The sequence below is a fragment of the Hoeflea sp. EC-HK425 genome, from assembly GCF_902498795.1.
Lineage (GTDB): Bacteria > Pseudomonadota > Alphaproteobacteria > Rhizobiales > Rhizobiaceae > Hoeflea > Hoeflea alexandrii.
Genome location: NZ_LR701571.1, coordinates 47292 through 67537 on the forward strand (window position 1 = coordinate 47292; position 20246 = coordinate 67537).

At 55.8% G+C, this 20246-nt stretch carries 21 protein-coding genes and 2 pseudogenes; 11 read left to right on the top strand and 12 right to left on the bottom strand.

Features of this window, described 5'->3' with window-relative positions:
- Positions 1-77: 77 nt before the first annotated feature.
- From SPHINGO391_RS02590 to SPHINGO391_RS02600, 3 genes are all read right to left on the bottom strand, one after another.
- Entirely contained in the window at positions 78-404 is a 327-nt protein-coding gene (locus SPHINGO391_RS02590; RefSeq protein ID WP_035521358.1) for a hypothetical protein, read from the bottom strand.
- Positions 405-470: 66 nt separating this feature from the next.
- Complete coding sequence (locus tag SPHINGO391_RS02595; RefSeq protein WP_152007368.1) at positions 471-1118, bottom strand: RNA polymerase sigma factor; 648 nt, start codon at positions 1116-1118, stop codon at positions 471-473.
- A 303-nt stretch (positions 1119-1421) separates the two neighbouring features.
- Positions 1422-1628 carry a heavy-metal-associated domain-containing protein gene (locus SPHINGO391_RS02600; RefSeq protein WP_152007369.1) on the bottom strand — a complete coding sequence of 69 codons (207 nt, stop codon included), beginning with the start codon at positions 1626-1628 and terminating at the stop codon, positions 1422-1424.
- 138 nt (positions 1629-1766) lie between these two features.
- Between SPHINGO391_RS02600 and SPHINGO391_RS02605 the strand changes: the two genes are divergently transcribed.
- The 6 genes and pseudogenes from SPHINGO391_RS02605 to SPHINGO391_RS02630 all read left to right on the top strand — a co-directional run.
- Positions 1767-4304 carry a heavy metal translocating P-type ATPase gene (locus tag SPHINGO391_RS02605; RefSeq protein ID WP_152007370.1) on the top strand — a complete coding sequence of 846 codons (2538 nt, stop codon included), beginning with the start codon at positions 1767-1769 and terminating at the stop codon, positions 4302-4304.
- The gene (gene cueR / locus SPHINGO391_RS02610; protein WP_035521362.1) at positions 4301-4714 is read left to right on the top strand and encodes a Cu(I)-responsive transcriptional regulator; all 414 of its coding nucleotides are present in this window, start codon (positions 4301-4303) and stop codon (positions 4712-4714) included. The genes SPHINGO391_RS02605 and cueR overlap by 4 nt, the downstream gene beginning before the upstream one ends.
- 99 nt (positions 4715-4813) lie before the next feature.
- Positions 4814-5152, top strand: a complete 339-nt coding sequence (locus tag SPHINGO391_RS02615; RefSeq protein WP_244615092.1) for a potassium channel family protein — start codon at positions 4814-4816, stop codon at positions 5150-5152.
- Between the two features lie 119 nt (positions 5153-5271).
- Positions 5272-6120, top strand: coding sequence for a DUF6692 family protein (locus tag SPHINGO391_RS02620; RefSeq protein ID WP_244615093.1), 849 nt, complete (start codon positions 5272-5274; stop codon positions 6118-6120).
- 24 nt (positions 6121-6144) lie between these two features.
- Positions 6145-6909: a glutaredoxin family protein gene (locus tag SPHINGO391_RS02625; protein WP_210385746.1), complete on the top strand. Its 765-nt coding sequence runs from the start codon at positions 6145-6147 to the stop codon at positions 6907-6909.
- A 13-nt stretch (positions 6910-6922) separates the two neighbouring features.
- Positions 6923-7246, top strand: a pseudogene (locus SPHINGO391_RS02630) (HAD-IC family P-type ATPase); the annotation flags it as partial.
- Here SPHINGO391_RS02630 and SPHINGO391_RS25175 read toward each other — a convergent pair.
- From SPHINGO391_RS25175 to SPHINGO391_RS02675, 9 genes and pseudogenes are all read right to left on the bottom strand, one after another.
- A pseudogene (locus SPHINGO391_RS25175) lies at positions 7243-7654 on the bottom strand (IS481 family transposase); the annotation flags it as partial. The pseudogenes SPHINGO391_RS02630 and SPHINGO391_RS25175 overlap by 4 nt on opposite strands.
- Before the next feature lie 103 nt (positions 7655-7757).
- Positions 7758-9014: a sodium:proton antiporter gene (locus SPHINGO391_RS02640; protein WP_152007410.1), complete on the bottom strand. Its 1257-nt coding sequence runs from the start codon at positions 9012-9014 to the stop codon at positions 7758-7760.
- Between the two features lie 499 nt (positions 9015-9513).
- Positions 9514-10575 (bottom strand): YncE family protein, encoded by a 1062-nt coding sequence (locus SPHINGO391_RS02645; RefSeq protein ID WP_152007373.1) that lies wholly within the window; start codon positions 10573-10575, stop codon positions 9514-9516.
- A 28-nt stretch (positions 10576-10603) separates the two neighbouring features.
- Positions 10604-10927, bottom strand: a complete 324-nt coding sequence (locus tag SPHINGO391_RS02650) for a DUF5676 family membrane protein (protein WP_081963582.1) — start codon at positions 10925-10927, stop codon at positions 10604-10606.
- Positions 10920-11261 carry a YHS domain-containing protein gene (locus SPHINGO391_RS02655; RefSeq protein WP_152007374.1) on the bottom strand — a complete coding sequence of 114 codons (342 nt, stop codon included), beginning with the start codon at positions 11259-11261 and terminating at the stop codon, positions 10920-10922. The genes SPHINGO391_RS02650 and SPHINGO391_RS02655 overlap by 8 nt, the downstream gene beginning before the upstream one ends.
- Positions 11262-11814: 553 nt before the next feature.
- On the bottom strand, positions 11815-12225 hold the full coding sequence (locus SPHINGO391_RS02660) for a hypothetical protein (protein ID WP_152007375.1): 411 nt from the start codon (positions 12223-12225) through the stop codon (positions 11815-11817).
- Between the two features lie 116 nt (positions 12226-12341).
- Positions 12342-13355, bottom strand: coding sequence for a murein L,D-transpeptidase family protein (locus SPHINGO391_RS02665; protein ID WP_052161104.1), 1014 nt, complete (start codon positions 13353-13355; stop codon positions 12342-12344).
- A gap of 257 nt (positions 13356-13612) precedes the next feature.
- Positions 13613-13999, bottom strand: coding sequence for a DUF302 domain-containing protein (locus SPHINGO391_RS02670; RefSeq protein ID WP_035521382.1), 387 nt, complete (start codon positions 13997-13999; stop codon positions 13613-13615).
- A 202-nt stretch (positions 14000-14201) separates the two neighbouring features.
- Positions 14202-14876 carry an EF-hand domain-containing protein gene (locus tag SPHINGO391_RS02675; RefSeq protein ID WP_210385747.1) on the bottom strand — a complete coding sequence of 225 codons (675 nt, stop codon included), beginning with the start codon at positions 14874-14876 and terminating at the stop codon, positions 14202-14204.
- Between the two features lie 158 nt (positions 14877-15034).
- On the opposite strand from SPHINGO391_RS02675, the gene SPHINGO391_RS02680 reads away from it, so the two are divergent.
- From SPHINGO391_RS02680 to SPHINGO391_RS02705, 5 genes are all read left to right on the top strand, one after another.
- A complete protein-coding gene (locus tag SPHINGO391_RS02680; RefSeq protein ID WP_035521384.1) occupies positions 15035-15757 on the top strand; it encodes a response regulator in 723 nt (240 codons plus the stop codon).
- A gap of 35 nt (positions 15758-15792) precedes the next feature.
- Positions 15793-17190 carry an ATP-binding protein gene (locus tag SPHINGO391_RS02685; protein ID WP_244615094.1) on the top strand — a complete coding sequence of 466 codons (1398 nt, stop codon included), beginning with the start codon at positions 15793-15795 and terminating at the stop codon, positions 17188-17190.
- A 1128-nt stretch (positions 17191-18318) separates the two neighbouring features.
- Positions 18319-18828: a L,D-transpeptidase gene (locus tag SPHINGO391_RS02695; RefSeq protein ID WP_244615098.1), complete on the top strand. Its 510-nt coding sequence runs from the start codon at positions 18319-18321 to the stop codon at positions 18826-18828.
- A gap of 130 nt (positions 18829-18958) precedes the next feature.
- Positions 18959-19588, top strand: coding sequence for a DUF411 domain-containing protein (locus SPHINGO391_RS02700; protein ID WP_244615095.1), 630 nt, complete (start codon positions 18959-18961; stop codon positions 19586-19588).
- Positions 19585-20244, top strand: coding sequence for a L,D-transpeptidase (locus SPHINGO391_RS02705; RefSeq protein ID WP_244615096.1), 660 nt, complete (start codon positions 19585-19587; stop codon positions 20242-20244). The genes SPHINGO391_RS02700 and SPHINGO391_RS02705 overlap by 4 nt, the downstream gene beginning before the upstream one ends.
- Positions 20245-20246 lie beyond the last annotated feature (2 nt).

The following is a 20246-nucleotide window of genomic DNA, read 5'->3' on the forward strand; positions in this document are numbered from 1 at the left end:
GTAGCTTTAAGGACAAGCCGTCATGCGCCCGAAGCATCCTTGAAGGCGCCTTCTAGCGGGAGAGTTTCGAGCGCACATCAGACAGGCTCCTCCTGCCGGTTCAGAAGGTCCGGTTTTCGACCAGTCAGTAGTGTCAACGCGAAATCGACCGCAACGTCTTGGCGCAATCCAGCCAGCAAATAGGCACCGTCCCCCACATCGATCCCAAGCGATCCGGCAGCGGCGTCCAAGGTCTGGCCGCGTTCCTCAACGCTTTGAAACATCGCCCGTGCCAGGGGTGCATCGTCATAATTCGTGCATTTCGCACATCGGCACGCCATCTGGCTTACAAGCGCAGATAGTTCCGCATCGGTCGCACGCAAACTGCCTCGTTGCCGAATCCGAGCCTCTGTCTTCTGTCCCATCGAATACTCCTGCGTTGTCACCCAAAGGGCAGGTTCACATAGGGAGACGTCGCAGAGCGACTATTCTTACACGGTTGGGCGGATATGGTCGGACGACTTGATTTCTGTAACGCAACTCGAGCCGTGTTCTTCGTTCTCGCAGCCTTCTGGCGCGCAATAACAGTCGTTGCGGGAAGTTTCGCAACACGTGCCGCAATGTACGACGAGTGCTTCGCGTAGCGCCATACGGGCCCGGTGCAAGCGCACGCCCAGCGCGTTACGGCTAATCTTCAAATCTGCAGCGACAGCAATGCGATCATCCTCACCAAAGTCGACCCGCTGGATCAATTGGGCGTCGGTGGGGCGGAGATCCGAGATCAATCCACCCGGGCAAGTGCAAAGTTTGCCCAATTGTTCGGGGGCCTCTTGTATCCACGCCGCGGGCTCGCGGGCGACAGCGTCGGTCAAGCGGTTCAGCCGTTTCGACCTCCGGTAGTGATCGTTCAGGGTCGAGCGCAAAATGGCATAGAGCCAAGCATCCATACGGTCTGCTTCGCGCAGTTGATCTTTGCGAGTGAGCACCCGAATGGAAAACTCTTGCAAGACGTCCTCCGCATCGGCCCGATTGCCGAGACGTTTCATCAAAAAACCGAAGAATGCACTCCGCCCTTCCAGCAAAGAATGCTCAGGTCCTGCATCCAGGTTCAATGTCTTGGCTTTTTCCTTTTTGACCATTACAATACCGTCTTTCGTATTTTGAGGCTTGTTACGACTCCGATTTACACCGCGAAATATGATTGCACATGACGGTTACACACAATGACCCAAGTCAAACGCAACAGGCACCTTGCTGAACTTCGATGCTTTGATGGAGTTCTCCTTCTCCCGTTCACGGGATCATAAATGGAAATTTCTAGCCACAATTAGTCGGATTCGGCAGGGCTACGTCATCTATTGATAGACAGGTTGAACGGTAGGATAGGCGGACTGGCACAGCCCACTATTATAGACCCGTGTTCGACCGATGCTGTTTCTACGTCAGGAAGGCGGAGGGGCGACAACTTCATAACCCGCATCGCGGATCGCCACCGAGATCGCACGGTCGGTTAGAAAGCTTTCTACCGAAACAGTGTGCGAAGCCACCTCGCACAAAACGCTTGCTGTTGGGTCAATTGCCTTTATCGCATTTTCGATTGCTGCAGTGCAGTGTCCACAACTCATGCTTGGGATATAATAGCTCGTCATGTCTTTCTCCTTCATTCAACCCTTCACATGAGGGCTTCCAGTACGGGAAGGTCAAGGGCCAAACAAAAACAATCTGACAGGCTTGACCTTCCAGCGAGTGGAAGCTCTAGCTATGTTGCGAGCTATGAGGAGATCTTCATGCCCGCTACACAAAATCTGCGGCTTTCTGTCCAGAACATGTCATGCGCATCCTGCGTCGGGCGAGTCGAGCGCACGCTATTGGCTATCCCCGGTGTTGAAGAGGTTGATGTGAACCTGGCGACCGAGACTGCACTGATCCGGCTTGGTTCTTCCGCGGTCATCCCAGATGTTGTCGAGGCGCTGGAACGAGCTGGTTATCCCGCCCGGACCCGGAGCATCCGCCTGAATGTGTCGTCCATGTCCTGCGCGTCGTGCGTGGGACGTGTGGACCAAGCACTTGCGGCAGTGTCTGGTGTGCTCAACGTAAACGTCAATCTCGCGACGGAGACCGCGAAAGTGACCGTTGCAGAGGGTGTGGTCGAATTGTCAGACTTGCTGAAGGCGGCCGCAGATGCAGGCTACCCTGCCCAGAGCGCAGACGACTCGGTGATCGAGGACCGCAGCACCCGCAAGGAAAGCGAGGCGCGGGAGTTTGCCAAAAGGACAGCGTTCGCTGCGGCAATCGCGCTTCCCGTCTTCTTGCTGGAAATGGGTGCGCATATTGTGCCGGGCATGCACGAACTTATCGGGCGAACGATCGGGCATCAAACCAGCTGGATGATCCAATTCGTTCTGACTACTATCGTACTTGCATGGCCTGGCCGCCATTTCTACACAGCAGGTTTTCCAGCCCTCCTGAAGGGCGCACCAGACATGAACAGCCTCGTCGCAATGGGAACTGGGGCAGCCTATCTCTATTCCATCGTCGCACTCTTTGCCCCCTCTTTGCTGCCCGATGGCACGCGGGCCGTCTATTTTGAGGCGGCAGCGGTGATAGTGGTGCTGATCCTACTGGGACGATGGATGGAGGCGCGCGCCAAGGGCCGAACCGGTGCTGCCATCCAGAAGCTAATGGGGTTGCAGGCACGGACAGCGCGGGCTCTTGTGGACGGCGAACCGCAGGACGTGCCCATCGAGAGGATTCGAACCGGTGACATTCTTGTGGTGCGCCCCGGTGAACGCATCGCAGTGGACGGCGAGGTGACCCAAGGCAGTGCCCATGTGGATGAAAGCATGATCACCGGGGAGCCGGTTCCTGCAAGCAAAGTACCCGGCGATCCCGTCACTGGTGGAACAGTCAACGGTGCCGGCAGCTTTCAGTTCCGCGCCACACGCGTTGGTGCCGACACGACGCTGGCGCAGATCATTCGAATGGTCGAGGAGGCCCAGGGGGCCAAACTGCCGATTCAGGGCATGGTGGATCGGATCACACTTTGGTTCGTACCTGCGGTGATGGCGCTCGCAGCGTTCACGGTGCTGGTCTGGATGGTCGTCGGGCCCTCGCCCGCACTTTCCTACGCACTGGTGGCAGGCGTGTCTGTGCTGATCATCGCCTGTCCCTGCGCGATGGGCCTGGCCACGCCAACCTCGATCATGGTTGGAACCGGCCGCGCGGCGGAAATGGGAGTGCTGTTCCGCAAGGGCGATGCATTGCAACAATTGACCGGCGTGGACGTGGTCGCGCTCGACAAGACCGGCACGGTGACCGAGGGCCGCCCGGAATTGACCGACCTCGTGTTGGCCGATGGCTTCGAACACGGAGAGGTGTTGGCATTGGTCGCGGCGGTCGAGGCACGCTCGGAACATCCTATCGCTGAAGCGATCGTACGCGCTGGGCGTGCCGAAGGGTCTGTTTCGCAGGACGTCCAAGGCTTCGAGTCCATCACGGGCTATGGTGTGCGGGCACGTGTTGCCGGTCGGGAGATTCTGGTCGGTGCGGATCGGCTGATGACCCGGGAGGGGCTTTCCGTTGGCGCACTCGCGGATGCCGAAACGCGCCTTGCCGTTAGTGGGCGAACGGCACTGTACGTCGCGGTGGACGGGCTGGTCGCCGCCGTGATCGGAGTTGCGGACCCTGTTAAACCGGCCAGCCGTGCAGCAGTCGCCGCCCTCCACAATCTGGGCCTGAAAGTCGCCATGATAACCGGTGACAAGCGCGAGACAGCAGAAGTCATTGCCCGCGAGACTGGCATCGATCACGTAATCGCCGGGGTGTTGCCCGACGGTAAGGTGGAAGCGTTGGACGAGCTACGCGGCGCCAAGATGCGGATTGCCTTTGTCGGGGACGGTATCAACGATGCGCCGGCATTGGCCCATGCGGACGTGGGCATCGCCATCGGTACAGGTACAGACGTTGCGATCGAGTCAGCCGACGTCGTCCTGATGTCAGGTGACCTGCGTGGCGTGGTCAATGCCTTTGAGATTTCCGACCGCACCATGCGCAACATCCGTCAGAATCTGTTTTGGGCTTTTGGATACAATGTTGCCCTCATTCCCTTAGCAGCAGGAGCGCTATTTCCCGTCTTTGGCTTGATGCTGTCGCCGGTGCTGGCTGCCGGGGCGATGGCTCTCAGCTCGATCTTCGTGCTGACGAACGCTCTGCGCTTGCGTTGGGTCAGGCCGGCAATGGATGAATCCAATTTAGTAGATTCAGGTGTTGAGAGGGCTGTCCCCGCTACCCTCGTTGTCGCTGAATACGGAGGAAAGGTGCAATGAATATCGGAGATGTCGCTATCCTGTCGGGGCTGCCTGCCAAGACGATCCGCTATTACGAGGATATAGGTCTCGTGAAGCCCTTGCGCAGTTCGAACGGCTATCGCACCTTCTGCGAAAGAGATGCACACAGGTTGGCCTTCCTGGGCCGCGCGCGTGCGCTTGGATTCAGTATAGAAGATTGCCGTAGTTTGCTCGCACTTTATGGAGATGAGAAACGCGCCAGTGCCGAGGTCAAGGAGATCGCCGAGCAGCATCTCCAACGGATCGACAAAAAGATCGCAGAACTGACGGAAATGCGGGTGACGCTTTCGTTTCTTGTTGACGCCTGCACGGGTGATCATCGTCCGGATTGTCCAATACTAGCCGACCTGGCTATGAAACAAAGCGACGAGGAACAACCAAACCAATAAGCTTAAAAGGGGTCAGCAAAGTTGGCTTGGGTTGTCGTTTTCGCAGTACTGCTATTCGGATTGAGCGGGCTCGTCCATGTTCGCGCTATGAGCCTCGTGATGGCGGTCACCAAACAAATCTCTCTTTCGCGGTCTGGCAATCTTCTATTTGCCCTATATTCTCTGGCGACTGCCCACATCCTTGAAGCAGGACTCTACGCTGTTGGGTTCAACTTGGGCGAGATCATAGGCATCGGTGGTTTTGCTCAAGGGAATGTCGGTTCTTTTATGGATGTCTTCTATTTCTCCGTTGTCAATTACTCGTCATTGGGGCTTGGAGATATTTATCCCACGGGTCATTTGCGTTTTCTTGCAGGCATTGAAGCACTGAACGGCTTCCTGCTGATTAGTTGCTCGGCTTCCACCATCTTTCACGTCGTCACGAGAGATGCAGATTAAGAAGGCAACGTTTGTTGGCTTTTTTTTGGAACCTTCCAGCGCTGGAAGGTCGTTTATTCACTACCTTTTTGACAACCTAGTTGAAGGAGTGAGCTATGTCATATTGGAGATTCGCCGCGATGATCGCGACCTCGACGGTCGTGATGTTCGGATTAATGTACCTCAACACCTACCTTGTCTCCCACATTTTCTGGTCAGAGACCCGCGCCTACATGGCGCTTTTGATGGGCGCGGCAATGGCGATCATCATGCTGGGTTTCATGCTGTCGATGTACTCCAGAAAAGTGATCAATGCCGCAATCTTCGGTGCTGCGGTCATCGCGTTCTCCGCCTCTCTATGGCTGGTTCGTAGCCAGGTGACGGTTGGCGATACCAGCTATATGCGCGCAATGATCCCTCACCACTCGATCGCGATCATGACTTCGAGCCGCGCAAACATCTCTGATTCACGTGTTCGCAAGCTCGCTGACGAAATTATTTATGCGCAGGACAAAGAAATCGCGGAGATGCGCTATCTGATCAACAGTATTGAGACATCTGGCGATGTTCCTGAACAGGAGCAGCAGTCACGCGCTCAACTTGTCAGCCTTGAACGGGCGCTTTCAACAGCAGATGTCGCGGTGATCGATCCCGGTTTCCTGTTCGATACCGAGATTGCGGCATTGTTCCCGAACGGACCAGCTTGCACATTCAATTACACTACCGGAAGCCCGCCTGCGTTTGCCATAGGGGAAGTAGATGGACAAACCGTCGGCCTAGTTAAGCTCAGCGGTGATCTGGTCAGCATAGACGCAGCTTCACCCACTGAGTTCAGTATGGAAGGTATGGCGATTCGCATCGACGCCGCTGGAGACAACCCGGCCCCACTCGGCTCTATTGGAGCGGAGCCTGCCGAAGCTGACATGTCTCTGGAACTCGAAACCGGTCTGACCGCAGGCTACCGTGGCTTCTACAGTTGCGATAAATAATCGACATCGAAGGAGGCGTGAGATATGGCCTACACTACAGCGGAGACGGCAGTTCTTTACCGCATGGTAATGCCCGGGCATATCTGCCCCTACGGTCTCAAATCGAAGGACCTGTTGGAGCGAAAAGGATATAGAGTAGCGGACCATCATCTGACCACCCGCGACGAAACCGATGCGTTCTTGAATAAGGAAGGCGTCGGGACGACCCCCCAGACATGGATCGAGAATCAGCGGATTGGCGGATACGACGACCTGCGTGAATACTTCGGGAAGGGGCGGACAGACCAAGACGAGACCAGTTACCGACCTGTTATCGCAATCTTTTCGGTGGCCTTCCTGATGGCGCTTGGTCTGAGTTGGGCCATGTTCGGTTCGATACTGACATTGCGTGCACTGGAATGGTTCCTCGCGATCTCGATGTGCCTCCTAGCAATCCAGAAACTGCAGGATGTCGAAAGCTTCTCAACGATGTTCCTCAACTACGACCTGCTCGCTCGTCGCTGGGTCCGGTACGGGTACATCTATCCATTCGTAGAAGCAGTTGCCGGAATTCTGATGCTAGCCGGTACCCTAATCTGGCTGTCAGCTCCTGCGGCGTTGTTTATCGGAACAGTTGGCGCAGTATCTGTCATCAAAGCGGTCTATTTCGACCGGCGTGAACTCAAATGTGCCTGTGTAGGAGGGAGCAGCAATGTGCCGCTAGGCTTCGTATCGCTGACCGAAAATCTTATGATGATGTTGATGGGAGTCTGGATGCCGTTCAAGACATTTTTGCTTGGCTGGCAGTAACTTTGTAGTCAACCTGCACAAACTGGCTGTGAAAGTCGCCATGATAACCGGGGACAAGCGTGAGACCGCGTAATCGCCGGGGGTGTTGCCCGACGGCAAGGTGGAAACGTTAGACGAGCTAGGCGGCGCCAAGATGCGGGTTACCTTTGTCGGGGACGGTATCAACGATGCACCGGTATTGTCCCATGCGGACGTGGGCTTCGTCATCGGTACAGGTACAGACGTTGCGATCGAACCAGCCGACGTCGTCCTGATGTCTGGTGACCTGTGTGGCGTGGTAAATGCCTTTGAGATTTCCGACCGCAGCATGCGCAACATCCGTCAAAATCTTTTTTGGACTTCAGCAGTATCAATGTGAAAGAAGCCGATGGGGTAGCGCTTAAACTTCTGGCGCTTCGGCTTGTCCCCCTCGATTTCAGGCAGGCGAGAGATGCCATGCCGCTGCAGGCAGCCCCTCTCGGCGGCGCTACACTTGCCTGCCGGGCCATGGATGCAGCGCCGATCGCGTCAGATGCGGGATCGACGACTACAGGGCGTAATAACAATCGTCCAGCGGTAACAGCGTTTGGCGACGGAACGCCACGATTGCCGCTTCTTCGGCTTCGGTCAGGACCGTTGAGCGAGGTTCTTTCGGGCCAGTCTTCATATCCTCAATCGTCGTCCGCTTCCGCCATTTCGCAACGGTCTTGGGGTTAATCCCCAGCTCCCGGCTCAGCTGAGCGCGCGAAGTTTGCGATCGCTGTATTGCAGCTCTGACGGCGTGCGTGGTCGTGGCGCTCCCGTGACGAACTTGTCACATAACGCTTCCTTCCATTCCTTCGAAAGGATCGCACCATCAAACCATGGGATCAAACGCCTAGTGATTTTACGACGCGCTCGACAACAGCGCGTAGGCTCAAGCCTTGAATGACGACGGTAAAGAGAACGAGTGCATATGTGGCGGCGAGAATGACGGATTTTTCGGCGACCTCCGGAATTGAAAGCGCGAGTGCAATGGAAATGCCACCCCGCAACCCTCCCCACGTCAGAACAGGAATTGTACCCCGTATGAAAGTATAGTTCGCACTCAATGCAATCACCGGAATGGCTACGGCTAGCAGGCGAGCACACAGGACGAGTGGTACCGCCAACGCGACCAACCAACTGAAAGACGGGTCGAGGCGGAGAACGAGCACTTCAAGGCCGATAAGAAGAAAAAGCACCGAATTGAGTATCTCATCGATGAGCGTCCAGAACCCAAAGAGATACTGCTTTGTCTGGTCGCTCATCGCATCTTGTGGGCCGCGATTGCCAATAAGGACACCGGCCACGACGACTGCAATGGGACCGCTCATTTGAAGTTTGGCCGCAAGTGTATAAGTGCCGGCTACCAGCGCAAGCGAGATCAGGACTTCGATCGGATAATCGTCGATCGCACGCATTGCCCTGTAGGCAATGTAGCCGGTGGCAAGCCCGAGCACAGCGCCTCCCAATGCCTCGATGAAGAAAAGTTCGCTGATCTCAATGACATCGACACCGCCGCCGGCGGCTCCGATTGCGGTCGCCATGAGGACGGTAAATATTACGACTCCGACTCCATCGTTGAACAGCGATTCGCCGATCATTTCTGCCTTGAGTATCTCGGGAACACGAACTGTCTTAAGAGTTGACAGGACCGCCACCGGATCGGTTGGACTGATAAGTGCGCCAAACACCAAGGCCCACGAAAGGGCAATGGGAACGCCAAGCGCCCCTGCTGCAAACCAGAAGCCGACACCGATAATCCCTGTGGAGACCAAGACCCCCACCGTTGCCATCGAGCCAACAACCCAGGCACGGTCACGCAGCTGACCGAGATCGACATGCAAAGCGCCCGCAAACAACAGAAATGCTAGCATGCCGTCCAGCACCGTTTTCTGAAAGTCGATTTGCCGGATGATCCCTGCGAGATTTTCGTATGGAAGCACTCCGGGAAAAATGAGTTCGACACAAATTAGACCGAGCGACGCTACCAGTCCCATGACGAGCAGGCCGATCGTGTGCGGCAGACGAATGAGGCGGTGATTGATCCAAGCGAACGTTGCCGTCAGCACAAGGAACACTGCAATCAAATCGTAAATCGTCATCATGATGAAAAATATCCAAGAAGGTGAGTTCTGCGATGAAGCAATACAATTTCCTTTTGAGGTAGTCGTGTTTGGGTTTGTGTACGACGCACAAAACCCATGGTGTAGGCCAATTCTGGGCTGGTGATGGTAATTTGTTCACTCAGTTATGCACATCGCATCCTGCTCGACGCTTGGATACGGCGCCCTTTCCGAGCGTCGAAAACAAACGAACGTATAGGCAATGACGTCGTTGAAGAATTGATCGGTGTCGCGCCTTTTAATCTGGCCCCTGTCATAGATTTCAGTATGACACTGTCCGTGTTTGCGATAACTGGCTTTGTGTGGGCAGGTGACATTGTCAGCATCCTCACGCTCCGATCCGCAATGTCTTTCGCCATCCAGCCTTCTGGCTCGTTGCTAGTTCGGGGCGTCACTTGGTCAGGAATTCACCGCCCGTACTGAAGAACGGGCGGCTCTCCCAATTCGAATGTTATCCTGAGTACGGCCTTGTGAGGGATTAAGGCAGCACAACCATCTGATGGCCCTCGCCGGAAACTGCGATTTCGCCGATAACCGCGAGATCGATCTGGTTGATGATCCAAATCTTGGGTTCGTCGCGGCTCGATACGTAAATCTTGCCAGTGCCGTCGATCGTTGTCAGATGATACGGAGCGGGCGACAATGAAGCGGTTCGCATCGCACCGGATTGCAGATCGATGGCGACAAGCTTGTCTTCGCTCTTTCCGCTGACGAAGAGCATGCTTCCGTCGTCCGACAAGTCGAGCCCGTGCAACTCCCCTCCAATCTCGAATGAGCGGAGAATGGCACCATCGGACACAGCAATCTCATGGATTTTGCCGATATCTGCGTCGGCCACATATAGCGTTGCCCCGTCGTCGGAGATGACCACATGCTCGGGAGCTGTACCAACAAGCAAATTGCGTCTGACAAATCCCTTCTCGACATCGACTTCACTGATTGTGCCGTTGCCTGAATTCGTTACGAAAACCGAAGCGCTGTCTTCGGAAAATACGGCATAATTCGGTGCCGATCCAGTTGGAACAAAGGCCTTGAAAACCAAGGTTTCGAGATCGATTATGCTTATCCCGTCACCTGATGGATGAGTAGCTGCAGCGTAACGACCGTCGGGCGAAACAGCAGTATGATGGACCGCGCCGGGCACTTCGATCCGACGCAGTATCTCACCAGACTTTGCGTCGAGGATGGTCAGAATGCTGATCGCGGCATCCTTGGGCATCGCCCCCGCTGCGGGTTTGGCGTGATGGGCCGCATGTTCGTCCTCCGACACGCCTTCTGGCTTAGCGAGTGCCGTGGCTTCGGTGCCTTCGACCTCAGAATAGCTACCGGCGACGAGATACCGAACACCAGGCGCACCAGAAAGGCCGTGAATGGCATCCAAGCCGGTGATCTTGCGTTCGACCGTGCCAGTGTCTGTATCGACGACGATGATTTGATCCGCGCTGCCATCAGCAATGTAGACCGTCGCGGCCGTCGCTGATGCCGAAGTCAGGAGAACGGCGAGGATTGCCGAAAGAGAGAGCTTCAAAGGTGACGTCATAGTTGAGTTCCTTTTGTTGTGCTTTGCATCAACGTGCCCAACGGGCAGAGAAATAATTGAATAGCGGCGCGAATATCAGCGCGACGAACCAGCCATAGGCAAAGGCCTCCACTCCGCCGAGCAGAAAGCTTGACCAAGTCAACCAAGAGAAACCGGGAAGCAGTTTCAGCCACGTCTGGTACATGGCCTGTCCGGGGAAGATGAGATCGAAGCCGACACACAGCGCAAATGTCACCACGAGAAAAATGCCCAAGCTCATGCCGAGTACTGCGACTGGGATATGTGGTGGACGGTTCACGGACAGAGGCACGCCTGCCCGGTGAGGTTGATCAGATCTGGTCAGATTAGCCATCAGCTTGCTCCCTCATGTCTAGGCTGGCTGGAACAGCTGCAGCGAGGTAGGAATCTGGCGCGGCCTCGAAGCGCTCGCGGCATTCCCGAGAGCAGAAGTAGTAGACGTGGCCGTCATGGACGGCCGATTTTGCGGTTCGGGTCTGAACGGTAATTCCGCACACGGGGTCAGTGTCAGTCTCCGGGGCAGTCCAGCGAGCATCGCTCGCCGAGCCGCTGGGCTCGCCGCGGCTTGCTCCTGACTTGCCGTGACCCATGACGTGAGAGCCACAGCCAAACCTCATCATGATGAATATGAGGCCGGCCCAAAAGAGAAAATAGATCATGGATTCCATTGCATGCTCCATGCGCAATATTGAATGCGCCTTCGCCGTTTTCGGTTATGTCCGAACCGGGCCTGGTCCAAAGCAGGTGACTGGGGATGGCGAACAGGGGTTGGTGAGCGTTTAGACTCTACCCCAAATATCTAATGCCATTCCGTTCGCCGCCATGCTCGCGTGGGAAAAGTTGAACTGCCAAAAGTGGCAGACACCTCAACTCACGCCGCTGGAACAAGCTCAGCCGGAAGAACGAATTCGTCGCGTCAGGAAATTTTGGGAGGGGGGGCAGGAAACGGGGAAAACTGTTGCTTTGTGAATGCCTGGGTGGAAAAGATTTGGCCGACCGCGCCACCTTTATGGCTCCCCACTTCGCACGGCAAGATCGCCGCGGAATGGCAATGCATTTGATCAGTGCACTGTGATGCTTGCGACGACATATCACGTGTGGTGTTTCCAGAGTCAGGCACGTGCGTCGTAACTACAACCGTCTGCATGCCGGAGAACTCACTGGCATGAGATTGGTGCAGGGAAATGGCGGAGAAATACAGAGCCACGACGACCGCAAGCGTCAGGGCTTGCCAGCTGAGCTGGCTTCCTTGCAGACTGCGATTTCGATGTATTTGCACGTTATCAAATCCCTACTGAGCGTCATTATTATCACATCGAATCCCATGCCTTCATTGACATGGGTCAAGTTGGTATCAAGGCTATGATGTTTACCGGCCTGCAATTTGCGACACGTTGTGGTGTATGCCCGCAAGCCAGCCGCGGCCGAGCCCTGCAGAACGTTCAAGCCGCATTTCTGGTTTTCGCTGGTAAGAAAGACAAACATAAAGCGCATGTGAGCCAGGTCACACGGCAACCAGAGTTCGGTGTTGTAAAATTTTGTTCTCATTGCATTTCGTTTGGGAGCACCCCAGAGTTTTCCACCTGTACAGGCATCATGGAATTGCCCCATTAGGAAGGCGTCGAACCACACGTGGTTCTCCCTCACTGCGTGATCTGCAGCAAACTACCAATAACGTTCATGGATGGCCCTGGGTCGACGGCACTGAACCGGGTCTCACGTTAATGCGGTATCCCGCGCTGAGAATGTCATTCTCCGGGCGTGTGGGGATCCGCCAGCGCAGCATCCGGTCGACTGACCGGCACGTTTTTCAATGATGCTGTCTGGGCAAGCACCTCTGCGCCGCGGCTTTTGAGAAGCTTTCGGAAGCTTGGATGCATACCGCCATCCGAATATGCATGGGCCGATATAACCGTCCCGGAGGCAAGTATTGCTTCCATCTTGCGTTCATCTGAAACGCGCCGAGCAGCTACGACATCGTTCTCCGCGCTCAGCAGCGGTGGACATGAAGCAAGCGGGTTACGAGGATTTCCACCCTCAAAGGTCGCGTCGAAGACATACCGTCTGCCGCAATAGGACAACTGGGGTTGCCGGCCTGTGACCTCCAAAATGTCATAGCCCTGTTTCAGGTTTGTCCAAAAATCGAAATTAGGATCATTTCGATTTCGCGCCATGTTCTCGGGCGTCATCCGGAATGGAAAAGCCTGCACCTGAAAGGAAGACTGTCCGCCCCTGATGGCTTCACGCACGATCGCATAGATTTGCGCGACGCCAGCGTCCGTGAGCGCGTAGCATCCTGCCGATGTACAGGCGCCATGAACCATCAAGGCGTCGCCGGTGTAGCCGAGTGCGCTTTCCAGCTTGTTTGGGTAGCCGAGATTGAAAGAGAGATAATATTGCGAGTTGGGATTCAGCATACCGGCGGAGACATGGTAAAACCCTTCTGGAGCTTGCCGATCTCCTTCCTTGGTCTTTGGGCCGAGCTTGCCGGACCAGCGACACATGGGAAAGGTCTTCAAAAGCGCGTAACGCCCAGTACGGTCACGTTTCCAGATCTCGAGCTCGCTCTCATCCTTGAAGATCCGGACCAGTATGGGATCAGCCGGGGTCATCTTGCGTTTTTTCATATCGCTGACGAGGTTGGCGGCAATCGGTTGATTTGCCTTGTTGTCGACATCAAGAACCGTCGATACGCAAGCTGTCATAGACACGGCCAATGCGAGCAAGATCGAAGTGTTGAGCAGCTTTTGAAACAAATTCATCTCTGTCCCTTGTGGATCGGAGAGCTGGCGCAGCCGTCGCCGTTGAGAGCGCGATGTTGCTTTTCATGTAAACAGCGTAGCAGATTTGTTCATCTGCGTGGGTAACGAAAATTTGAAACGCGTGGATGGGTACGCGACTGACGTAGCAGGAGTGCAAGTCGAGGCCGACCTGAATGTGTGCAAGCGCGACCAAACCTTTTAGTCCCGCTTGCATGTGAATGTGTACGGTTTCGTTTCGCGGACTTCGGCATGAAGGATCAAATCGCTGAAACAACCTCCTGAAGCATCTTCCGGACCTGGCCGGCGACTTCGCCGAGTTCCTGATTGTTGATCCCGGTCATCGAGATCACCGGATCGACCGCCGACACTTCCACACCTTCGGCTGTCTCCCGCACAATCACGTTGCACGGAAGCATGGCCCCGACTTTCGGCTCCATTCCGATGGCCTGCCAGGCCATGTTCGGATTGCAGGCACCAAGGATGCGATACCCCGGCAGGTTCTTGTCAATTTTCTTCTTCATTGTCGCCTTGACGTCGATTTCGGTCAGGACCCCAAAGCCGGCTGCAGCCAAGGCAGCACGCGTGCGGGCGTCGATATCTTCGATATCAGCTCCGGGAAATATTTTGTCTATAGTGTAGTTCATCTGATTGCTATCCTTTCGCACAGGCTTCATTTTCTCAGATACTTGATCAGCGCGACGATCGCGAGGCCGACAAGGACCAGGATCAGAATCATCCAAAGCCCGCCGAATCCCATGCCATATCCGTTCATCATTCATTCAATCCCTTGTTATGAAGTGGCGAAGGCGTTGCCTCCGCCACTTGTTCGTTCAATCGACACAACGCTCAATTGTCCTGTTTTGTTTCGCTCTGCGCGTCGTTCTGCATCATGCTCCCCGGTTGCTCGCCGTCCATCATGCCGCCGTCCTGACCTGGCATATTGCCCGAACGCATCATCATCATCCGCTTCATCCTGTCTGCGGGCGCTGCAAATTCCTCGGAAGTGACTTGCCCGTCTCCATCCGCGTCAAAGGCTTGAAAGCGGTCGACCGTATGTTCCCTGATATGGGCGGCGTGAAGCGTTTCGAATTCGGTGAGCGACAGCATTCCATTGCCGTCTGCGTCGTAGGTTTTCAGCTCGTCAAGCAGACCAGTGCGAAGTTCCTCGGGCGAGACTGTTCCGTCGTCATTGGCGTCGAACAAGCGTTGCATATGGTCGGTGTCACCCATCATCGATCCGCCCATGCCCATCATTCCCGCGCCCATGCCGCCGGTTTCGCCATCCATGCCCATCATGCCCGATTGTCCACCGTGCATCATCTTCATCATGCGCATCATGGATCCCATGTCGCCGTTCATCATTCCTTGCATCATGTTGGCGTTGCCACCCGCCATGGGCGAGGAACCGGAATTCGACGTTGCTTGCCGTTGGCCATGGCCGTGATCGGAATCGGCGAACGCGAGATTCGGCAAAGCGGCCGAAATGAGCAGCGCTGTTGCGATGGTCGTGAACTTGTACATCTTACAATCTCCTGGTTGGTTGCACATTCAGTATATGGGCCAATCTGAATGGATTGCATCCACCGGTTTGTACCGGCATGTCGCAGGATGCGGGTTCTGTTACATTCGGTGACAAAACAATCACTGACGCATTGTGTCGGTTTTCGATAGAAGAGCTCATGTCCGATGCTCCGCACATTCTCGTCGTCGACGATCACAAGGAAATCCGTGAAAGCGTAAAGCGCTTTCTTGAGAAGAACGGCATGCGCGCCGGCACCGCCAGGGATGCGCATGATGCCGAAGCAAAACTTGCCATCGGCAATTATGACTTGATGGTGCTGGATGTCATGATGCCCGGCGAAAGCGGCCTTTCCCTGTGCCAGCGGCTGTCCGCCGAGCGCGCGTTGCCAATCATCATGCTGACAGCGCTGGGCGATGACACGGACCGGATCGTCGGGCTCGAAATCGGAGCCGATGACTATCTTGCGAAACCGTTCAATCCGCGGGAGTTGCTGGCCCGGATCAAGGCGGTTCTTCGACGTTCGGAACGGAAGGAAAAGCTTGCGGGCGGCTTCGCGGGAAAGCGGCTTCGTTTTGCCCACCTCGTGCTTGATTCCGACAGCCGGGTGCTGGCGGACGAATCCGGAAACGAAACGCGCTTGACGAGCGCAGACTTCAAGCTGCTGATCGTACTGCTGGAGCGCGCGCGAGTGGTTCTGAGCCGCGAGCAGCTTCTGGACCTCACGGCTGGCCGTTCAGCCGGGCCGTTGGACCGCACCATCGACAACCAGATCAGCCGCCTCAGGCGCAAGATCGAACCCGATATTCTTCAGCCAAAGATCATTGCGACCGTCAGAAACGGCGGCTATTGCCTGTCGGCGGACGTGGAGGTGTTGGGTTGAGTTGGGGGCCGTTGACAAGCCTCAGGGCTCAACTCGTGCTTCTTGTTGTCGCCGCGCTTGTCGCCGCACAAGTCGTGAGCCTGTGGTTGTTTGTCGATGAGAGGAGCCTCGCGGTTCGGGCTGCGCTCGGCTTCGAAGCCGCAGGCCGCGCCGCAAACGTGGCGAGACTAATTGAAGAGGCGCCGGACAATCTCCAGGACTCGATCCTGCGCGCGGCCAATTCTCCGCTTGTCCGATTTGACCTGTCGGGTGAAGCGACAGCCGGAAATTCAGACGGCTCGGATGGTGGTCTGATCGAATCCCGAGTGCGTGCGCTTCTGGGTGGCAGTTACAGCGGTGACATCCGTGTCGAATTGCATGCAATCGAGGGCCAAATCCTGCCAATGCCGCACCTTTCAGCTGAAATGGCTGAGATGCATCGGAAAATGATGCATGGCGCGGTCTTTGCGCTTGAAATGAACCTGTCTATCGCGCTTTCTGACGGACGTTGGCTCAATGTCGGCACACGGTTCGAGCGCCCGCCCTTCCAGTGGCCGTTTTACTCCATACTGACATTTATTCTGACCGCGACGATTATCCTGATCGCTGTTTTCTGGTTTCTCATGACACGCTTTACCGGTCCGTTGAGGCGGCTGGTCGGCGCGGTGGACAGGCTGGGACGGGGCGAAGAGATTTCTGAATTGCCCGCCGTGGGCCCGAGCGAAGTCCGGGAGCTTACCTCGACCTTCAACAGAATGCAGGATCGCCTGACCCGGTTTGTGGCCGACCGAACACGGTTGCTGGCTTCGTTGGGACACGATCTCAGGTCTCCGCTTACGGCAATTCGTGTTCGTGCCGAGATGGTCGACGACGAGGAAACACGAAGCAGTCTGGTGACCTCGGTCGAGGAAATGCAGACCATGGTCGAGGAAACGCTGACCTTCGCGCGCGGGATGTCCGCATCCGAGGCCTCTCAATCTGTCGACATTGGCGCCCTGCTCGAAGACCTGAGAACGGGCTCCCCAGTTCCCTTCCTCCTGGATAGCGGCCCGCCAATAAGTGTTCGCATCCGCCCGACCGCAATGCGCCGAGCGCTTCGCAACGTGATCGAAAACGCCGTGCGTTACAGTGGAGCCGCACACGTGGCATATTCAGTTCGTGACGGCCATCTCATGATTACGGTCGAAGATGACGGACCGGGCATCCCGGAAACCGAGTTTGAACGGGTTTTCGATCCGTTTTTCAGGCTCGAAGAATCGAGATCATTGGAAACCGGTGGGCACGGGCTTGGTCTGTCAATTGCACGTACAATCATCACGGCCCATGGCGGCGACATCTGGCTGGCCAATCGGCAGGAGGGTGGGTTGTGCGTCTCGATACTGGTTCCTTTGGAGGGAACTCCGCATGAAACCGCTGAGGACAACCGCATGCAGTGGATCAACTCTTCCGCTTGAGTCGTTGGCTCGCAGTTTACCTACTATCTCGCAGTCCGTCTGATGAAGGGGTCTCCGTTGATAGTCTCATTCTGCATGACGTGGCCAACACGAACGAAGCAGTTCGGAATTAGGAACGAATGTAGTTGGTCTTTTGATGGTTTTGCTGACCCCCTATCGACTTTATGGGTAGAGCGATTGGGAACTTTCTGGCTTGACCTTCCTGTCGGTGGAACCGCTATCAGTGGCAAATGGACGACCGAAACAAAGATCGTTAGGTCGATTGCCGAGATCTGTAATCACGGCAATCCGCGTTCTGTTCAGACGTCGGCCGGGAATACAGGTGGGAGAAGACCTTGGTGATATGTTTATTGGTATGGGCGCCCGATGCGAGAGTTCTCTCGCGAAGGCGCGTTGGAACTGCGCAAGTTTGGCTTCACACTAAGGTAACGTATCTTCTGGAACCTGAAGAATGATGATCAATCGACACCGTTCCATCATCAGGGCAGCGTTTTTTGTATCTGAGGCTCCGTTTCCGTCGTCGGATGAGACCCGAGCAGACGACGGAAATAGCCTCTGTCGCCAACAATCCAGGAAAATGGCTCTGCCATTGCTACATGCTTGAACATGCTACTGCAGGCATGACGACCTGGTTCACGGTTGCGTGATGGCCACGTTCTTGTGGTTTTCTTTAACGTTTTCGGGTAATTGGGTAGATATGCGCAGTTTCATCATTTCGATTGTTTTCTTGCTGTTTACAAACGGTGCACTCGTGGCCTCGACGCAGGGTGCGCAAACTGCAGATGCAGTTGGCCAAATGATGACCATGCAAAGCCTACCCGAGGCCGTCATGATGAACTGCTGCGACAAGACCGACAGCATGATGGGCCATGGGCACATGACTTGTGGCATGGACTGCCATTACCTTGCGCCCCATGTGGTTTCAGATCTCCGGCGGACAGGCCCGGTGAAAGTGAGCACATATCCGGTTTTGCCCACGTCTTCGGTCGAAGTCCACCTCATGAGACCCCCCATCGTGTCCTGATCACGGATAGCTGCGCCAACGGGCGCTTCCGGAATTTGATCAATCTCGAGGTAATCATGATCTCCAAACGAAAATTCATGTTGGGCTTTGCTGCTTTGGCATTAATGCCGGCATCGCAGACTCATGCGCATGTAAAACCATTCAAGCTGGATCCGAAGTTCGAGCCACAATCAGTGGCGTTCTCGGGATATTCGCCCGGTACGGTTATTGTCGACCCCCGCAACCACTTTCTCTATTTGCAGTTGAGCAATGGAATGGCGCGCCGCTACGGCGTGGGCGTGGGCAAGGCGGGTCTTACTTTCAAAGGGACTGCCAGCATAGCTCGCAAGGCAAAATGGCCGAGCTGGACGCCTACCAAGAATATGATCCGACGCCAACCCGGCAAGTACGCCAAATATGCAAAAGGTGTCCCCGGCGGTCCAGGCAATCCGCTCGGATCGCGTGCGCTTTATCTCTACAAGAACGGGCGCGACACCTACTACCGCATCCACGGCACGACACAGCCGTCGTCGATAGGGCGCTCAGTCTCCAACGGCTGTATTCGCATGATCAACGCGCATGTCGAAGATCTGTATGAAAGGGTGCCTGTCGGTGCACGGGTGGTGGTTTTGTGATGCATCAGCAAGCACGCGAACCGTCACCATGTTCCGGCGCCTCCAGCGTCCCCCAGATCAAAACATGCGGCGTCGGCAAAGCCGGTTCGGGCACCCCGGTGAGTGGATAATATTCACAAGCTGGTTGTCCATGGTCGCGGTTGCCGGACTGATCCTTTCGGCATTGCTGCGGCCCTTGCTCGTTTGGAACTATACCCGGGTGATTACTGCTTGGTGCCCAGATCCGTCAGCAACGATAGCCATGATCATCACCTCAAGAATACGAAAGACATCTGAAATGGCCAAAATTCTCACATCATTAGCCGGCGTGTTTGCCATTGGGCTTTCCATAACGGCCACGGTTGCACTCGCCGAAACACCCGATACTGACAGCCAGATCATGGTGTTCAAGACGCCATGGTGCGGGTGCTGCCAAGCCTGGGTTGAAGCCATGGAACAGGCTGGCTACGACGTCAAGACGACAGACGTCGAGGACCTGACGGCGATCAAGACGCGAGCCGGCGTGCCCGGCGGACTTGAGGCCTGCCATACTGCGATGATCGGCGGCGAAACCAAATACGTGCTTGAAGGTCACGTGCCCATCGAGGCGGTCGAAAAACTGATGACCGAACGACCGGATATCCGGGGAGTTTCGACCCCGGGCATGCCGATGGGGTCACTCGGCATGGGCGATGTCCCAGAGGCAAACTACACGGTATATGCATTCACCGGTCGATACGGTGAAGAACCTGCGGTCTACTTCGAGGTTGGCAAACAATGAACCGGCGCCAATTCATTACGGGGGCGGGAAGTCTGTCGGCTTTGGCCTTACAAGGATGTTCGACAACTGAAACACTGCAGACGACGCCAGAGCCGCAAGGACCACCGTCTGCCTATCTTGCCATGTACGGACCGATGCCGGGTGAAAGGTTTCCCATTCCAGCGGTAGACCTGACAAAAGTACCGGAAAAATTTTGGCGTAGACAGGTCGATTACGTCGGCCCGCACCCAGTCGGGACTGTCGTAGTCAACACAAACACGTTCTACCTTCATCTTGTCCAGGAAGGCGGCAAGGCTATGCGCTATGGGGTTGGCCTTGGCCGGCAAGGCTTTGAATGGTCGGGCGAAGGCCGCATACAATGGAAGCAGACCTGGCCAAAATGGACGCCGCCTGCGGAGATGATCGCGCGGCAACCAGAACTGGAACAATGGAGCGCGGACAATGGCGGCATGCCGCCGGGTCTCGACAATCCGCTGGGTGCGCGCGCTCTCTACATCTTCCAGAATGGCGAAGACACGCTCTACCGCATCCATGGCTCGCCCGAGTATTGGACAATTGGAAAGGCGGTCTCGAGCGGCTGCGTCCGGCTGATGAACCAGGACATTATTGACCTTTATAACCGCGTGCCTTCGGGCTCCCGGCTGATCGTAGTGTGAGA

Bases quoted from the DNA above. Each gene is read 5' to 3' on its own strand.
- SPHINGO391_RS02590 (WP_035521358.1), bottom strand. From the start codon at position 404: ATGGGACAGAAGACAGAGGCTCGGATTCGGCAACGAGGCAGTTTGCGT.
- SPHINGO391_RS02595 (WP_152007368.1), bottom strand. From the start codon at position 1,118: ATGGTCAAAAAGGAAAAAGCCAAGACATTGAACCTGGATGCAGGACCT.
- SPHINGO391_RS02600 (WP_152007369.1), bottom strand. From the start codon at position 1,628: ATGACGAGCTATTATATCCCAAGCATGAGTTGTGGACACTGCACTGCA.
- SPHINGO391_RS02605 (WP_152007370.1), top strand. From the start codon at position 1,767: ATGCCCGCTACACAAAATCTGCGGCTTTCTGTCCAGAACATGTCATGC.
- cueR (WP_035521362.1), top strand. From the start codon at position 4,301: ATGAATATCGGAGATGTCGCTATCCTGTCGGGGCTGCCTGCCAAGACG.
- SPHINGO391_RS02615 (WP_244615092.1), top strand. From the start codon at position 4,814: ATGGCGGTCACCAAACAAATCTCTCTTTCGCGGTCTGGCAATCTTCTA.
- SPHINGO391_RS02620 (WP_244615093.1), top strand. From the start codon at position 5,272: ATGATCGCGACCTCGACGGTCGTGATGTTCGGATTAATGTACCTCAAC.
- SPHINGO391_RS02625 (WP_210385746.1), top strand. From the start codon at position 6,145: ATGGCCTACACTACAGCGGAGACGGCAGTTCTTTACCGCATGGTAATG.
- SPHINGO391_RS02640 (WP_152007410.1), bottom strand. From the start codon at position 9,014: ATGACGATTTACGATTTGATTGCAGTGTTCCTTGTGCTGACGGCAACG.
- SPHINGO391_RS02645 (WP_152007373.1), bottom strand. From the start codon at position 10,575: ATGACGTCACCTTTGAAGCTCTCTCTTTCGGCAATCCTCGCCGTTCTC.
- SPHINGO391_RS02650 (WP_081963582.1), bottom strand. From the start codon at position 10,927: ATGGCTAATCTGACCAGATCTGATCAACCTCACCGGGCAGGCGTGCCT.
- SPHINGO391_RS02655 (WP_152007374.1), bottom strand. From the start codon at position 11,261: ATGGAATCCATGATCTATTTTCTCTTTTGGGCCGGCCTCATATTCATC.
- SPHINGO391_RS02665 (WP_052161104.1), bottom strand. From the start codon at position 13,355: ATGAATTTGTTTCAAAAGCTGCTCAACACTTCGATCTTGCTCGCATTG.
- SPHINGO391_RS02670 (WP_035521382.1), bottom strand. From the start codon at position 13,999: ATGAACTACACTATAGACAAAATATTTCCCGGAGCTGATATCGAAGAT.
- SPHINGO391_RS02675 (WP_210385747.1), bottom strand. From the start codon at position 14,876: ATGTACAAGTTCACGACCATCGCAACAGCGCTGCTCATTTCGGCCGCT.
- SPHINGO391_RS02680 (WP_035521384.1), top strand. From the start codon at position 15,035: ATGTCCGATGCTCCGCACATTCTCGTCGTCGACGATCACAAGGAAATC.
- SPHINGO391_RS02695 (WP_244615098.1), top strand. From the start codon at position 18,319: ATGCCGGCATCGCAGACTCATGCGCATGTAAAACCATTCAAGCTGGAT.
- SPHINGO391_RS02700 (WP_244615095.1), top strand. From the start codon at position 18,959: ATGGTCGCGGTTGCCGGACTGATCCTTTCGGCATTGCTGCGGCCCTTG.
- SPHINGO391_RS02705 (WP_244615096.1), top strand. From the start codon at position 19,585: ATGAACCGGCGCCAATTCATTACGGGGGCGGGAAGTCTGTCGGCTTTG.